The organism is Brevundimonas sp. DW-iso22 (genome assembly GCF_058725425.1).
Genome location: NZ_JBZXEB010000002.1, coordinates 321,429 through 335,982, shown reverse-complemented (window position 1 = coordinate 335,982; position 14,554 = coordinate 321,429). Strand labels below are relative to the sequence as shown.

11 protein-coding genes and 2 tRNA genes are annotated in these 14,554 nt (G+C 65.3%); 5 read left to right on the top strand and 8 right to left on the bottom strand.

What is annotated here, in order from left to right; genetic code table 11:
• Positions 1–34 precede the first annotated feature (34 nt).
• From AC4PRM_RS01610 to AC4PRM_RS01590, 5 genes are all read right to left on the bottom strand, one after another.
• A complete protein-coding gene (locus tag AC4PRM_RS01610; RefSeq protein ID WP_492038538.1) occupies positions 35–1,774 on the bottom strand; it encodes a patatin-like phospholipase family protein in 1,740 nt (579 codons plus the stop codon).
• A gap of 118 nt (positions 1,775–1,892) precedes the next feature.
• Positions 1,893–2,279 carry a DUF1489 family protein gene (locus AC4PRM_RS01605; protein WP_373256770.1) on the bottom strand — a complete coding sequence of 129 codons (387 nt, stop codon included), beginning with the start codon at positions 2,277–2,279 and terminating at the stop codon, positions 1,893–1,895.
• A 17-nt stretch (positions 2,280–2,296) separates the two neighbouring features.
• The gene (locus tag AC4PRM_RS01600; protein WP_492038537.1) at positions 2,297–4,186 is read right to left on the bottom strand and encodes an acetyl/propionyl/methylcrotonyl-CoA carboxylase subunit alpha; all 1,890 of its coding nucleotides are present in this window, start codon (positions 4,184–4,186) and stop codon (positions 2,297–2,299) included.
• A gap of 53 nt (positions 4,187–4,239) precedes the next feature.
• Complete coding sequence (locus tag AC4PRM_RS01595; RefSeq protein ID WP_492038536.1) at positions 4,240–5,145, bottom strand: enoyl-CoA hydratase-related protein; 906 nt, start codon at positions 5,143–5,145, stop codon at positions 4,240–4,242.
• Positions 5,146–5,207: 62 nt separating this feature from the next.
• Positions 5,208–6,815, bottom strand: a complete 1,608-nt coding sequence (locus AC4PRM_RS01590) for a carboxyl transferase domain-containing protein (protein ID WP_492038535.1) — start codon at positions 6,813–6,815, stop codon at positions 5,208–5,210.
• 312 nt (positions 6,816–7,127) lie between these two features.
• On the opposite strand from AC4PRM_RS01590, the gene AC4PRM_RS01585 reads away from it, so the two are divergent.
• Both AC4PRM_RS01585 and metG read left to right on the top strand, forming a co-directional pair.
• Positions 7,128–8,474 carry an MATE family efflux transporter gene (locus tag AC4PRM_RS01585; RefSeq protein ID WP_492038534.1) on the top strand — a complete coding sequence of 449 codons (1,347 nt, stop codon included), beginning with the start codon at positions 7,128–7,130 and terminating at the stop codon, positions 8,472–8,474.
• A gap of 180 nt (positions 8,475–8,654) precedes the next feature.
• On the top strand, positions 8,655–10,361 hold the full coding sequence (metG, locus tag AC4PRM_RS01580; protein ID WP_492038533.1) for a methionine--tRNA ligase: 1,707 nt from the start codon (positions 8,655–8,657) through the stop codon (positions 10,359–10,361).
• Between the two features lie 51 nt (positions 10,362–10,412).
• Here the strand turns inward: metG and AC4PRM_RS01575 are convergent, their stop codons facing one another.
• Positions 10,413–11,252 carry a TerC family protein gene (locus AC4PRM_RS01575; RefSeq protein WP_492038532.1) on the bottom strand — a complete coding sequence of 280 codons (840 nt, stop codon included), beginning with the start codon at positions 11,250–11,252 and terminating at the stop codon, positions 10,413–10,415.
• 53 nt (positions 11,253–11,305) lie between these two features.
• Entirely contained in the window at positions 11,306–12,220 is a 915-nt protein-coding gene (rlmB, locus tag AC4PRM_RS01570) for a 23S rRNA (guanosine(2251)-2'-O)-methyltransferase RlmB (protein WP_373255769.1), read from the bottom strand.
• Positions 12,221–12,366: 146 nt separating this feature from the next.
• On the opposite strand from rlmB, the gene AC4PRM_RS01565 reads away from it, so the two are divergent.
• The 3 genes from AC4PRM_RS01565 (at position 12,367) to tuf (ending at position 13,837) form a co-directional block, all read left to right on the top strand.
• Positions 12,367–12,450 (top strand) — tRNA-Tyr (locus tag AC4PRM_RS01565).
• A gap of 74 nt (positions 12,451–12,524) precedes the next feature.
• Positions 12,525–12,598 (top strand) — tRNA-Gly (locus tag AC4PRM_RS01560).
• Positions 12,599–12,646: 48 nt separating this feature from the next.
• Positions 12,647–13,837, top strand: a complete 1,191-nt coding sequence (gene tuf, locus AC4PRM_RS01555) for an elongation factor Tu (RefSeq protein WP_373255587.1) — start codon at positions 12,647–12,649, stop codon at positions 13,835–13,837.
• A gap of 58 nt (positions 13,838–13,895) precedes the next feature.
• Here the strand turns inward: tuf and AC4PRM_RS01550 are convergent, their stop codons facing one another.
• Positions 13,896–14,465 carry a YdcF family protein gene (locus tag AC4PRM_RS01550; protein ID WP_492038531.1) on the bottom strand — a complete coding sequence of 190 codons (570 nt, stop codon included), beginning with the start codon at positions 14,463–14,465 and terminating at the stop codon, positions 13,896–13,898.
• Positions 14,466–14,554 lie beyond the last annotated feature (89 nt).

Below are 14,554 nucleotides of genomic sequence, written 5' to 3'. Positions count from 1 at the left end.
GTCCCCAAAACCTGGCCCACACTGGCGCTGGCCCTTAGCCCCGTCTGCTCTTTCTCTGTCGCATGGCGGTGATGGGGCCATCGACTCTGGACAGAGCCGCCAGTGTCGCCTGGTATCCGACCATCACAGTCGGCTCGTAGCTCTTCCAGTCCCGGATTTCGGTACCCTCTGGCCTGGGCTGGACCAGGATGTCGGTGGCCCCGCGTGAGACCTCCAGTTCGGCATCCGTGGTCAGGGTCGCCGAACGCATCAGGATGGACACAATTGGAGGGCCGCGACGCCAGGCTCCGGTGGCCAGAAAGCGCCAGACGGATGGCGGGTGCAGTATGACCTGAGGATCCACGCCGCGCGCCTGGGACATGTCCACACCGATGACGGGACCGCTGTTCATCTGGCGCATGACCGCCGTGGGCAGGTTGTTCAGAACGGCACCATCGACAAGGACCTGGCCGTCGATGACGATGGGGGGCAGCAGGCCGGGGATGGCGATGGAGGCCCGCATCGCCTTGCGCATCATGCCGCGCCGATGGACCTCGATCTTGCCGCTGGTCAGGTTGGTCGAGACCGCAAAGAAGGGCCGCGCCGTGTCGGCCAGGTCCATGTCGCCATAGGCGTCGATCAGCAACTGATCCACCTTGGCCGCCCGTGTCATGGCCAGCATGGGAAAGGTGATGTCTGACAGCGGGTTCTTGACCACGAAGGCGCGGTGGATGCGGGCCTCCAGCTCCTCCTGCGTCCAGCCCAGGGCCGGGCCAGCGGCGATCACCGCCCCCATGGAGGAGCCGCCGACGAAGTCGATCGGCACCTTCGCCTCGTGCAGCGCGCGCAGCGCTCCGATGTGCGCATAGGCGCGAGCTCCGCCCCCGGAGAAGACCACGCCCACCGCGCTGCCGGTCAGGACGCGGGCCATGCGCTCCGCATCGTCCGTGGCGCCCTCCACGGCCTGAAACCACCGTCCGGGCTGGATGGCGTCGATCCAGGCGGCGGTATTGGCGGGCCGCTTCATGCGCGGATCGCGCATCAGGATCAGGTCGGTCCGGCGCTGGGCATCCAGCACGCCGGCATGCGGCATCGGCCGGTTGGGCGGAGCCAGCAGGCCGTTGCCGACGACGAAGACGCGGTCCACCTGGCGTGCGCAGAGTGCAGCCCAGGCGGGCTCGTCCAGCTCGGCGACATAGAGCACATAGTCGTGCGTATCCTCGACCCGGCTGAACCAGTCGGCGGCGGATGTCAGGGCGGAGTGGTCGATGACCTGACAGGTAAAGCCATCCGCCTGAATCGCTGCGGCGATCCTCTCGACAAAGGCGCGGATGGGGCGCTGGCGGGCCGAGACAAAGCCGAAGACGCTGGGCTCGCCTCCGCCGGAGCGACGGTCACGGGCGCGCTGGATCATCAGGCGAGACAGCTCGACCATCAGGTCGGGTTCATTGCGCGCAGCTTCGAAGAAGGCGTCGCGGGGCAGAGCCAGGATTTCGCAGTCGCGCAGGGCGACGACATCGGCGGTGTGCTCGGTGCCCGCCATCATGGCCATTTCGCCTGCGGGTTCCCCGGGCCGGATGACGCCGACGAACTCGGGCGGGCGGTCCTGATGAGCATCGCGTCGGAAGACGCCCAGACGGCCGCTGCGCAACAGGTACAGGGTGTCGGCGGGTGTGCCCTCCGCGAACAGGATTTCGCCGCCGGTCAGGGCAAACCAGCTGGCGCGGGTATTCTTCCCGCCCTCGAAGATGCGGTGCAGGGCGTCTTCAAGCCGGTCGGAGCGGGGAGGGGGCATCTGGGAGGGGCTAGGTTCTAGGGGTTAGGTTCTAGGGAAAGTCGGGATGAGACGGCATGATGGCGTGAGTCTTCCATGCTTCCCTAGCCCCTAGAACCTAATCCCTAGAACCTGATCCCTACCACGCCCCCATCTCTCTCAGCTTCTTGGCCAGGTCGTCAGGCAGGTCACCGGCGTCCATGGTGGAAAGGTCGAGCGGGGCATCCTTGGGCTCCAGATAGCGCCAGCCCTGGAAGGGACGGCGGGCCTGGGGGGCGGTACGGATGACTTCCGGGTGCAGGCGGATGTGGCACATGCTGGTCTTGCCCTCGCCCTTGGTCGTGATGTCGGCGATGGGCATGCGACAGGTGACCGAGCCCTTCATGACCCAATACAGGCAGCCGCCGTCCTCCAGTTCCTGCGCGCGCTTGGGCGTCATGCGGGTGTGGACCGTCAGCCAGTCGCCCTTGGCGACACGGCGCTCCAGCGTCTCGACCTTGGCCACGCCGACGCAGAGCTTGATCATGTGCAGGGTGGGTTGGCTCACCCGGCCGACGCCTCGACCGTAGCCAGCACGGCATCTGCTCCTACCTGATCACCCACGTTGGCGTTGACGGCCCCGATGACGCCGTCGAACGGCGCGACCAGAGCGTGTTCCATCTTCATGGCCTCCAGCACGATAACGGGCTGACCCTTGGTCACGGTGTCCCCGGCCTTGGCGGGGGTCGCGACGATCTTGCCGGGCATGGGCGCGCGGAGGGAGCCGTCGGAGGCAGTGCCCGCCCCGGTACCACCGCGAGGAGCATGGCGTGAAACCTGATAAGCTTCGCCCTGATAGAAGACGACAAACCCGCCGTCGATCTCGGGTCCGTAGCCAACTACAGCTTGGCCGCTTCTGTCTTGCCCCTGAAACTTCGCACCATCAATGAAGAAGGTATGTCCCAGCTTTGGGTGCGCGTTCAGACGAAATCCGGACGTACCGTAGTCAGAATCCCAAACATCCTCAGGATTGACGGTTCTAGACCGCCACAGCAGGTCGCTGGCATCCTCAATCACGGGCTCTGCTGGTCCGGACGCGATCAACAAGTCCTCTTCCGCCGCAATGAAGCCGGTATCCACGTCGCCCGAGATGAAGCGGGGATGGTCCAGGCACTTCATGACGAAGGCGGCATTGGTTTTGACCGGCCAGACCTCGACCTCGGACGCCGCGACGGCCAGGCGACCGGCGGCCTCCTCGCGCGTATCGGCATGGACGATCAGCTTGGCGATCATGGGGTCGTAGAACTGGCTGACCTCGCCGCCTTCATAGACGCCGGTGTCGATCCGGACGTCGTCGGGCAGCACGAAATGCTCCAGTTTGCCGATGCTGGGCAGGAAGCCGTTGGCGGGGTCCTCGGCATAGAGCCGCGCCTCCATGGCCCAGCCGTTCAGGGGGATGTCGGCCTGTTTCAGGGGGATGGGCTCGCCCGCCGCGACGCGAAACTGCCATTCGACCAGGTCGACACCGGTGATGGCCTCGGTGACCGGGTGTTCGACCTGAAGCCGGGTGTTCATCTCCATGAACCAGATGCGGTCGGCCTTCAGCCCGTCAGAGGCGTCGGCGATGAATTCGATGGTGCCGGCCCCCTCATAGTTCACGGCCTGGGCGGCGCGGACGGCGGCGGCGGTGACAGCGTCGCGGGTCGCCTGGTCCATACCGGGGGCCGGGGCCTCCTCGATCACCTTCTGGTGGCGCCGTTGCAGGGAGCAGTCGCGCTCATGCAGGTGGACGACCGTGCCGTGGCTGTCGCCGAAGATCTGCACCTCGATATGGCGCGGGCGGGTGATGTAGCTCTCGATCAGGACGCGCGGATCGCCGAAGGAGGACTGGCCCTCGCGCTGGGCACTGGCCAGGGCGTCGGCGAAATCCTCGGCCCGGTCGACCTTGCGCATCCCCTTGCCACCGCCGCCGGCGACCGCCTTGATCAGGACGGGATAGCCGATGCCGGCGGCCTGTTTGGCCAGATAGGCGGCGTCCTGGTTTTCGCCCTGATAGCCCGGGGTGACGGGCACGCCCGCCTCGATCATCAGCTTTTTCGCCGCATCCTTCAGGCCCATGGCGCGGATGGCGGCGGGCGGCGGGCCGATCCAGACCAGACCGGCGGCCATCACGGCCTCGGCGAAGTCGGCGTTCTCGCTCAGAAAACCATAGCCGGGGTGGATGGCCTCGGCCCCCGTGGCCTTGGCGGCGGCCAGGACCTTGGCGGCATCCAGATAGCTTTCGCGCGCCGGGGCCGGGCCGATCAGGACCGCCTCGTCCGCTTCCCGCACGTGTAGGGCCTTGGCGTCGGCCTCGGAATAGACGGCGATGGTGCGGATACCCATGCGGCGGGCGGTCCGGAAGACGCGGCAGGCGATCTCGCCACGGTTGGCGACAAGGACGGATTTGAACATGAACCCGTTCTAGCGGGCCGATTCACCCTGCGCCACTGGCCTTGAGCGAACGCCTACTGTGACCAGTTCGGCTTGCGCTTTTCCAGGAAGGCTCCGACGCCTTCCTGGCCCTCGGGCGAGACGCGGGCGCGGGCGATGCGTTTGGCGGTCTCTTCCATCAGGCCGTGGTCGATCTTCTGGCCGGCCACGTCGTTGACCAGGCGTTTGGCGTCGCCCATCGCGCCGGGTGCGTTTCCGGTCAGGCTGTCGGTCAGCATGGAGATGAACTCGTCGATCGACCCCTCGGGCAGGACCATGTCGATCAGCCCCGCATGCGCGGCATAGTCGGCGTCGAAGATGTTGGCGGTCAGGAACAGCTGGCGCGCGCGGCGGGCACCGACCGCTTCGACGACATAGGGGGCGATGGTCGCGGGAATGAGGCCCAGCTTGACCTCGGAGAAGGCGAAGCGCGTGCCCTCGACAGCCACGGCCATGTCGCAGGCGGCGACGATGCCGGCCCCGCCGCCCATGGCCGCGCCCTCGACCAGGGCCACGGTCAGGGCCGGAATGTCGTGCAGGGCCTTGAGCATTTTCGCCAGACCCATGGCGTCTTCGCGATTGTCGCCCTCGCTCCAGCGCGCCGCATCGGCCATCCAGCCCAGATCGGCCCCGGCGGAGAAGGTGCCGCCTGCGCCGCGAATGAAGACCACGCGCACGTTGTCCGCGCCGTGAAGGGTCTCGAACGCTTCATACAGGGCCGCGATGGTGGCGGCGTCGAAGGCGTTCTTCTTGTGCGGCCGGTTGATGGTCACGAAGACGGTGCCGTCCACGGTCGAATCGATCTGGATCAGGTCGTCGTTGGCATCCGGGGCCGGGTCGGCGACCAGGGGATGGGAGATGGCGTTGATCTCGGCCGCCTCGGCATCGGTGATGTCCAGGGCGTTGATGTCGGGGTCGGTAGGGGTGGGTTTGTCGGTCATGGGAGGCCTAACGCTTCAATCGTGATCCTTCTCCCATCATTGGAAGAAGAGTTTCTTCCAGCTTACATCCTGAACACACCGAACGTGGTGTTCGGGATGGGCGCATTCAGCGAGGCGCTGATGGCGAGGCCCAGCACGTCGCGCGTCTGGACCGGGTCGATGATGCCGTCGTCCCACAGGCGGGCGGTTGCGTAGTAGGGGTTGCCCTCGTCCTCGTATTTCTGGCGGATCGGGGCCTTGAAGGCCTCGGCCTGATCCTCGGTCCAGGTGTCGGCATCTCTATGGACTGTGGCGAGGACGGATGCGGCCTGTTCGCCGCCCATGACGCTGATCCGGGCATTGGGCCAGGTGAACAGGAAGCGTGGGTTGAAGGCGCGTCCGCACATGCCGTAGTTGCCGGCCCCGAAGCTGCCGCCGATCAGGACCGTGAATTTGGGCACCTCGGCACTGGCGACAGCCGTGACCAGCTTGGCCCCGTGCTTGGCGATACCTTCGGCCTCGTACTTGCCGCCGACCATGAAGCCACTGATGTTCTGCAGGAAGACCAGCGGGATCTTGCGCTTGCACGCCAGCTCGATGAAGTGCGCGCCCTTCACGGCGGCCTCGGAGAACAGCACACCGTTGTTGGCCAGGATGGCGACCGGATAGCCCCAGATGCGGGCAAAGCCGCAGACCAGGGTGGTGCCGTACAGGGCCTTGAACTCCTCGAACTCCGAGCCGTCGACGGTGCGGGCGATGACTTCGCGCACATCATAGGGCGCGCGGACGTCGTCGGGGATGATGCCGTACAGCTCTTCCGGATCAAGCGCGGGCGCGCGCGGTTCGCGCACGTCCAGCGGCATGGGTTTGACACTGTTCAGATGGCCGACGATGTCGCGCACGATCTCCAGCGCATGCTCGTCGTTCTCGGCCACATAGTCGACGACGCCGGAGCGGCGACCGTGGGTCTCGGCCCCTCCCAGTTCCTCGGCACTGATGACTTCGCCCGTCGCCGCCTTCACCAGCGGCGGGCCGGCCAGGAAGATGGTGCCCTGGTTGCGGACGATGACCGTCTCGTCCGACATGGCCGGAACATAGGCGCCGCCTGCGGTGCAACTGCCCATGACGCAGGCGATCTGGGGGATGTTCCGTGCGCTCATCCGCGCTTGGTTGAAGAAGATGCGGCCGAAGTGGTCGCGGTCGGGAAAGACCTCGGCCTGGTGCGGCAGGTTCGCCCCGCCCGAATCGACCAGATAGACGCAGGGCAGGTTGTTCTGTTCGGCGATCTCCTGGGCCCGCAGGTGTTTCTTGACCGTCAGGGGGAAGTAGGCCCCGCCCTTCACCGTCGGGTCGTTGGCCACGATCATGACCTCGCGGCCCGAGACGCGGCCGATGCCGCAGATCATGCCTGCACCGGGTGCACCGTCGGGGTCCTTGGCATCGCCATACATGCCGTTGGCGACCAGCTGCCCGATCTCCAGAAAAGGCGAGCCGGGATCCAGCAGACGCTCCACCCGGTCACGCGGCAGCAGCTTGCCGCGCGAGACGTGGCGGTCGCGAGACGCCTGCGATCCGCCCAGGGCGGCCTTGGCGACCTTGTCGCGCAGCTCGGCATTCAGGGCGGTGTTGTGGGCGTGCAGGGCCTTGAAGGCGGCGCTGTTGGGATCGATCAGGGACGTCAGCTTGGGCATGCGATGGGTTTAGGGCGGTTGAGGCGGCGGGGGAAGCGGTTCACCTCCACATCGGCGCAGGCCGATGGGGAGGACAGATCGCGCAGCGATCAGGAGGGGGCGGCGCGGGGGGGCAGACCTTGGCCGCCATTACCCGTGTTCGAGACTTCTCCGGCACTTACGGAGCCGCCCCCTCCTGATCGTCGCTGCGCGCCGATCTGTCCTCCCCATTTGCCGGATGCGAATGGGGAGGTGAGCAATCAGCTCTCCTTATATCTGCCTGCATGAAACCATGTTGACCCCGCTCGATCCCCGTGGCCTGTGCCGCGTCCCATGACCCTGCTCAGCTTACAGACCCATTCGACCCTCCGTGACCTGCTCAACCTGGCCTGGCCGGTTGTGATGGCGCGGATCGGCATCATGACCATGGGGCTGACCGACGTGATCGTCGTCGGCAACTATTCGGGGATCGAGCTGGCCTACAGCTCCCTTGCCCTGGCCCCGACCGCCATCATCGTCACGACCGCCGTAGGCCTGATGATGGGGGTACAGGTCATGACGGCCCAACTGATAGGCGAGGGGCGACGGGCCGAGGTCGGGGGCGTGCTGCGGCGCGGCGTCGTCTATTCACTGCAGATCGGCATCGTTTCGACGCTGGGACTGATCCTGATCGGGCCGTGGGCGCTGCAGAACATGGGTCTGGCCGACGGCCTGGGCGAAGGGGCGTCCCCGGTACTGATCGTTCTGGCACTGTCCATGCCCGGCTATCTGGTCAGTGTGGCGGCACAGTTCTTTCTGGAAGCCATGAACCGGCCGCGTGCGGGGATGTGGGCGATGTGGGTGGCCAACGGCATCAATCTGGTGCTGAACCTGCTGCTGGTGCCGGACATTCTGGGGCTGGGTCTGGATGGAGCCGTTGCCGCAGCGTGGACCACCTTCTTTGCGCGGACCTCGCTGGCGGTGTTTCTGATCGTTTACATTTTGCGCATGCCGGAGGCGCGGGCGCTGGGCATCTTCGACAAGCCGAAACGTGACCGGAAAGCCGAGCATGAGCAGCGCAAGGTCGGCTATGGCGCGGGCTCCAGCTATTTCATCGAGGTCGGGGCCTTTGCGGCCATGACCTTTATCGCCGGTCAGCTGGGGGCGATCGAGACCTCGGCCTGGACCATTGTCCTCAACGTCTCGGCCATCGTCTTCATGATTCCGATGGGCATGTCCTCGGCGACGGCAGTGCTGGTGGGCAAGGCTTATGGCGCAGGCGACGGGCGCGGCGTAATGCGGGCGGGGCTGGTCGGACTGGCGGTCGTGACCGTTCTGACATCGATCGTCGCCGTGATGCTGTGGCCGACGGCGTCATGGGTGGCCAGTGCCTACAACCGCGATCCGGCCCTGCTGGCCGTAGTCGTGCCGGCGCTGGTGCTGGCCACGCTGTTTTTCGTGGCCGACGGCATTCAGGTGGTTTCGGCCTCGGCCAACCGGGCGGCGGGCGACGTCTGGTGGCCCACGATCATGCATTTCGCGGCCTACAGCCTGATTATGATGCCGGTCGGCTGGGTGCTGGCCCATCAAATCGGCGTCGATGGCCTGGTCTGGGCCGTGATCATCGCCAGCCTGGTGTCTTCGGTGTTGCTTACGGGTCGGTTCATCCGGGTCGCTCGGCGACTGCCCAAGTCCGCCTAAGGCACGCCCACGTCCGTTTCTGTCGCAGACCTCGTGCAGGGTGCCTGTCGTCGAAACGGAGCGACCGGGCCATGTGGACTGAGTGGACTCAGTGGACTGTGTTTTAATGCGCCGACAGCGAGGTGACGTTGGTGGTCTCGCCCTCTATATCCGTCGCCTTCCCCAAGATACTGGATACCCATGGCTCGCATCCTGATCACCTCGGCCCTGCCGTACATCAACGGCATCAAGCATCTGGGGAATCTGGCGGGCTCCATGCTGCCGGCGGATGTCTATGCGCGGTTCAAGCGGGCCCAGGGTCATGAGGTTCTCTATATCTGCGCCACTGACGAGCATGGCACACCGGCCGAACTGGCCGCCGCCGCCGCCGGTCAGGATGTGCGCACCTATTGCGACGAGCAGCACGAGATCCAGAAGGCGGCGGGCGAGGCGTTCGGCCTGAGCTACGACTGGTTCGGCCGGTCGTCGAATGCGCCCAACCAGCGCCTGACCCAGCATTTTGCGCGGGTGCTGGAGGAGCGCGGCCTGATCGAGGAGCGGGTCGACCGGATGATCTATTCCGTCGATGACGCCCGGTTTCTGCCCGACCGCTATGTGGAGGGGACCTGTCCGCACTGTGGACATGTCGGCGCACGGGGGGATCAGTGCGACAACTGCGGGCGTCTGCTGGACCCGACGGACCTGATCGATCCCTATTCGGCGGTGTCGGGTTCGCGGAATCTGGAGGTGCGCGATACGCGGCACCTCTATCTGCTGCAGACGAAACTGGCGGACGACATCCGGGCCTGGATCGATTCAAAGAGCGACTGGCAGCCGCTGGCCAAATCGATCGCCTATAAACATCTGGACGAAGGCCTGATCGACCGGGGCATAACCCGCGACCTGAAATGGGGCGTGCCGGTGGTCGGACTGGATGGCGGGCCGCGTTCGGGCATGGAGGGCAAGGTCTTCTACGTCTGGTTCGACGCCCCGATAGAATACATCGGCGCGACCGAGGAATGGGCGGATGCGACGGGCCGGACCTGGCGCGACTGGTGGCGGACGGACGAGGGGGCGGACGACGTCCGCTACGTCCAGTTCATGGGCAAGGACAATGTCGCCTTCCACACCGTCAGCTTCCCGGCGACCATCCTGGGCTCGGGCGAACCGTGGAAGACGGTCGATACGCTGAAGGCTTTCAACTGGCTGAACTGGTATGGCGGCAAGTTTTCGACGTCGCAGAAGCGCGGCGTCTTTATGGATCAGGCGCTGGAGCTGCTGCCCGCCGACATCTGGCGCTGGCATCTGACGGCCTATGGCCCCGAGCATTCCGACGCGGCCTTCACCTGGGAGCAGTTCCAGTCGACGACGAACAAGGACCTGGCCGATGTGCTGGGCAATTTCGTCAACCGGATCGTCAAGTTCGCCGAGAGCAAGTTCGAGGGCAGAGTGCCGGACGGCGGTGAACCCGGGCCGCTGGAGATCAAGCTGGAGGCCGACATGCGGGCCGGCATCGCGGAAGCTACGGCCCAGTTCGAGGCCATGGAGTTCCGCAAGGCGGCGGTGGCGCTGCGCGCCGTCTGGGTGCTGGGCAATGAGTACCTGCAGGAAGCAGCGCCCTGGACCGCCTTCAAGACCGATGTCGAACGCTCGGGTGTGGCGGTCCGCACAGGCCTGAACCTTGTGGCCCTGTTCGCTCGCCTGGCCGCGCCGGTTATGCCGGACACCGCGGCGAAAATCGCGGCCACGGTCGGGGCGACCGATCTGAGCTGGCCCGATGCTGAGGCAGCCCTGCTGGACCAGCTGCCACGCGGTCAAACCGTGGCCGCCGCAGCCGTGCTCTTCACCAAGATCGAGGATGGCCAGGTCGCGGAATGGTCCGAACGGTTTGGTGGCAGCGACAGCTGAAGCGCAGCAGCGCTGAAACGAAAAAGGCCCGGATCGCTCCGGGCCTTTCTTTTATTCGGGGGCAGGGACCGGGGTGGCCACCGGCGGGGCCGCCGACGGCTGCGGTGTCGCAGGGGCGGGCAGGGCGCTGTCTTCGCTGCGGATGCCCTTCAGGTGTTTGGCTTCTTCCTCGGGCGTGATGTCCAGCCAGGCCGGGGCGGCGTTGTTGAACTCGGCCATGCGGTCGGTGCGGACGATCACCGAGCGGGCTCCGTCCCAGATCATGTGCAGGGCGACGTACAGGACGATGACGAGGCCGACATAGCCGATCCAGCGATGCTTGGTCAGCAGCTTGGCGATGAAGGTTGCGGCCACACCCATCAGGGCGATCGACAGTACTAGGCCGAAGACCATGATCCAGGGGTGGTCGTGGGCGGCACCCGCGACGGCCAGGACATTGTCCAGCGACATGGTTACATCGGCGATCATGATCTGCAGCAGGGCAGCACCGAAGCTCTTGCGCTTGATGCCCAGTTCCTCGGGCGACGGACCTTTGCCGTGCTCGATCTGCATGGCCAGTTCCAGCTCGGCCTCGGCCTCGGCCTGGTCGTGGGTGGCCTGCTCACGCAGTTCGCGCCACATCTTCCAGCAGACCCACATCAGCAGGACGCCACCCGCCAGCAGCAGGCCGACGATAGCCAGAAGCTGGACCGTGATCAGGGCAAAGCCGATGCGCATGACGACGGCAGCGGCCAGGCCGATCAGGATGGCCTTGCGGCGCTGTTCGGCGGGCAGGGCGGCGGCGACCAGGCCCACAGCCACGGCATTGTCGCCAGCGAGGACCAGATCGATCATCAGCACCTGGCCCAGGGCGGCCAAGGCTTCGGGGGTAAACAGTTCTGCGAATTCCATTTTCGCTCTCTAGCGGGGCGCGGCGAACGCGCCAAGGGGATTGGCGGTGGTGGTTATCCCGCCTGCTTCTTCGACGCTTCGTAGAGCGCCACGGCCGCCGCATTGGAGACGTTCAGGCTCTCGAAGCCGCCGGGCATGGGGATTTTCGCCAGCACGTCGCAGTGTTCGGCGACCAGGCGACGGATGCCATCACCTTCGGAGCCCATGACCAGAACGGTGGGGCGCCCGTCCAATGCTTCCTCCAGCGTCTGTTCGGCCGAGCCGTCCAGACCGACGGCACGCCAGCCCATGTCGGCCAGGGTCTCCAGCGCGCGGCTGAGGTTGGTGACACGGGCACAGGGCAGGCGCTCGGTTGCGCCGGCCGAGGCCTTGGCCAGGGCACCGGCCAGGGCGGGGGAGTGGCGATCCTGCACGACGATGCCCTTGGCACCGAACGCCAGAGCCGAGCGGAAGATGGCCCCGACATTCTGGGGGTCGGTCAGTTGATCCAGCATGACGATGACGCCGCCTTCACCCGCGATGTCTTCCAGGGCGACGCCTTCCAGCGGCTGGACCTTGAAGGCCAGGCCCTGATGCACGGCACCGGGGGGCAGCATGCGGTCCAGCGCCTGGATGTCGATGGTCTCGATCTTGTGGCCGTGGGTCAGGTCGCCCTTGGTCAGCTCGGCGGCGCGGTCCTCTGTGGCCAGCAGACGGCCCATGCCCTTGCGGGCGGGATTGGCCAGGGCCGCCAGCACGGGATGGCGGCCCCAGACGAAATTGTCGGCATCGGCCTTTGCCCTGGATGGTCGCGGCCGCGAATCAAACGGCTTGGGCGTCGGGTTGGGATTCCATCCGCTGCGGTCCGGACCGGCGTCGCGCGGAGGCTTGGCATCCTTGCGGGGTCCGTCCGCACGGGGCGCGGAGGTCTTTCCGAAGGTCGGTTTTTTACCCGATTTCCGGTCGTTGCGTTCTGGATTTCTCGACACTATAAGACGCCCTCCGATTTGGAGCCCTGAGGGCTTTCGGGTCTGGCGCCCCTCCTAAACCAGGCGACGCAAGACACGTAGAGCTTTTGTTGCATCCGAGACCGAAAGGTCGAGGGCGCATCGGTCCGACGGTTCGAAAACGCGCTGGGGGAATGTCCCGAGTGGCAAAGGGGGGGGACTGTAAATCCCCTGCGTAAGCTTCGTAGGTTCGAGTCCTACTTCCCCCACCACGCGCTTTCGAAACGACGAACCGGTCCCCATATCGGGTCGGCTGCCGAGGCTGAACCGCCGAGGCGGTCTCCGCGCGGGTATAGTACAATGGTAGTACAGCAGCCTTCCAAGCTGAATATGTCGGTTCGATTCCGTCTACCCGCTCCAATATTTTGACGAACCAATCCGCCCGCTGGCGGTCAAGGAGATTTGGCCATGGCCAAGGAAAAGTTCGAACGTAACAAGCCGCATTGCAACATCGGCACGATCGGTCACGTTGACCACGGCAAGACGACGCTGACGGCGGCGATCACGATGACGCTGGCGAAGGCCGGTGGTGCCAAGGCGATGGCCTATGCGGACATCGACGCTGCGCCGGAAGAAAAGGCCCGCGGCATCACGATCAACACCGCGCACGTGGAATATGAGACGGCCAACCGTCACTATGCCCACGTCGACTGCCCCGGCCACGCCGACTATGTGAAGAACATGATCACCGGTGCCGCCCAGATGGACGGCGCGATCCTGGTGGTGTCGGCCGCCGACGGCCCGATGCCCCAGACCCGCGAGCACATCCTGCTGGCCCGTCAGGTCGGCGTGCCGGCCCTGGTCGTGTTCATGAACAAGGTGGACCTGGTCGACGACGCCGAGCTGCTGGAGCTGGTGGAAATGGAAATCCGCGAGCTGCTGAGCTCGTACCAGTTCCCGGGCGACGACATTCCGATCACCGCCGGTTCGGCCAAGGCCGCCACCGACGGCGTGAACCCGGAAATCGGCGAGCAGCAGGTGCTGAAGCTGATGGAAACCGTCGATAGCTACATCCCGCAGCCTGAGCGTCCGGTCGACCTGCCGTTCCTGATGCCGGTGGAAGACGTGTTCTCGATCTCGGGCCGCGGCACCGTGGTCACGGGCCGCGTCGAGAAGGGCATCGTCAAGGTCGGTGAGGAAGTCGAGATCGTCGGCATCCGTCCGGTCCAGAAGACGACCTGCACGGGCGTGGAAATGTTCCGCAAGCTGCTGGACCAGGGCCAGGCGGGCGACAACGTCGGCGTGCTGCTGCGCGGCACCAAGCGTGAAGACGTCGAGCGCGGCCAGGTGCTGTGCAAGCCCGGCTCGATCACCCCGCACACCAAGTTCCTGGCGGAGGCCTACATCCTGACCAAGGAAGAGGGTGGCCGTCACACGCCGTTCTTCACCAACTATCGCCCGCAGTTCTACTTCCGCACGACGGACGTGACCGGCATCGTGCACCTTAAAGAGGGTGTCGAGATGATCATGCCCGGCGACAACGCCGAGCTGAACGTCGAGCTGATCACGCCCATCGCCATGGACCAGGGCCTGCGCTTCGCCATCCGCGAAGGCGGCCGCACCGTCGGCGCCGGCGTCGTGGCCAAGATCGTCGAGTAGTCGACGGTCCAAACGACTGACTATCGAGACGGCCCCCGGAGCAATCCGGGGGCCGTTTCTATTTTAGCAGATAGCTTGCGTAGCCGGGGATTTCGCGAGCGATAGAATACAGATCCCGCATCTCAAAATATTCGGGGTGCGCAGAGCCGACATCTGGAAGCCCATTCTTCGCGAATGCCAAGCGGGTACGCGAAATGTGGAAATACTGTGTGACGACGATAGCGCTGTCGAAGCCACTTGCCTGCATTATGGCTGCAGCGTTGCGAGCCGTTGCCATTGTATCGACGCCCTGATCATCAACGAGAATGGCAGATTCAGGGATATCGTGACCGACAAGCCAACGCTTCATGGCCGACCCTTCGGGAACGCCCTCTTTGCCCGTACCTCCGCTGACAATGATTGCAGAAATAAAGCCATCGCGATGAAGGTCTCTGGCTTTGCTCAACCTTGCGGTCAGTCGAGGAGAAAGCGAGCCATCCGGATTGACCTTCGAGCCAAGAACCACCGCGACGTCGCTGGGACGCACGTCATCGGTCAGACCATCGAAGACGATTAATCCACCGGTGACAAGAACTGTGGCCGCCCCACCGGCGACCGCTCCGAGCAGAAACTTCCAGAATCGTTTCATGGCTCCTCCATAGGGTGTGACCATGCATGGCAGCCTGGCTGGCTACAATCCGTCGCCTCACAGATGCATGCCCAGTACTTTTCAGCCTT

Coding starts and splice junctions, on each gene's coding strand:
- AC4PRM_RS01610 (WP_492038538.1), bottom strand. CDS start 1,774: ATGCCCCCTCCCCGCTCCGACCGGCTTGAAGACGCCCTGCACCGCATC.
- AC4PRM_RS01605 (WP_373256770.1), bottom strand. CDS start 2,279: ATGATCAAGCTCTGCGTCGGCGTGGCCAAGGTCGAGACGCTGGAGCGC.
- AC4PRM_RS01600 (WP_492038537.1), bottom strand. CDS start 4,186: ATGTTCAAATCCGTCCTTGTCGCCAACCGTGGCGAGATCGCCTGCCGC.
- AC4PRM_RS01595 (WP_492038536.1), bottom strand. CDS start 5,145: ATGACCGACAAACCCACCCCTACCGACCCCGACATCAACGCCCTGGAC.
- AC4PRM_RS01590 (WP_492038535.1), bottom strand. CDS start 6,815: ATGCCCAAGCTGACGTCCCTGATCGATCCCAACAGCGCCGCCTTCAAG.
- AC4PRM_RS01585 (WP_492038534.1), top strand. CDS start 7,128: ATGACCCTGCTCAGCTTACAGACCCATTCGACCCTCCGTGACCTGCTC.
- metG (WP_492038533.1), top strand. CDS start 8,655: ATGGCTCGCATCCTGATCACCTCGGCCCTGCCGTACATCAACGGCATC.
- AC4PRM_RS01575 (WP_492038532.1), bottom strand. CDS start 11,252: ATGGAATTCGCAGAACTGTTTACCCCCGAAGCCTTGGCCGCCCTGGGC.
- tuf (WP_373255587.1), top strand. CDS start 12,647: ATGGCCAAGGAAAAGTTCGAACGTAACAAGCCGCATTGCAACATCGGC.
- AC4PRM_RS01550 (WP_492038531.1), bottom strand. CDS start 14,465: ATGAAACGATTCTGGAAGTTTCTGCTCGGAGCGGTCGCCGGTGGGGCG.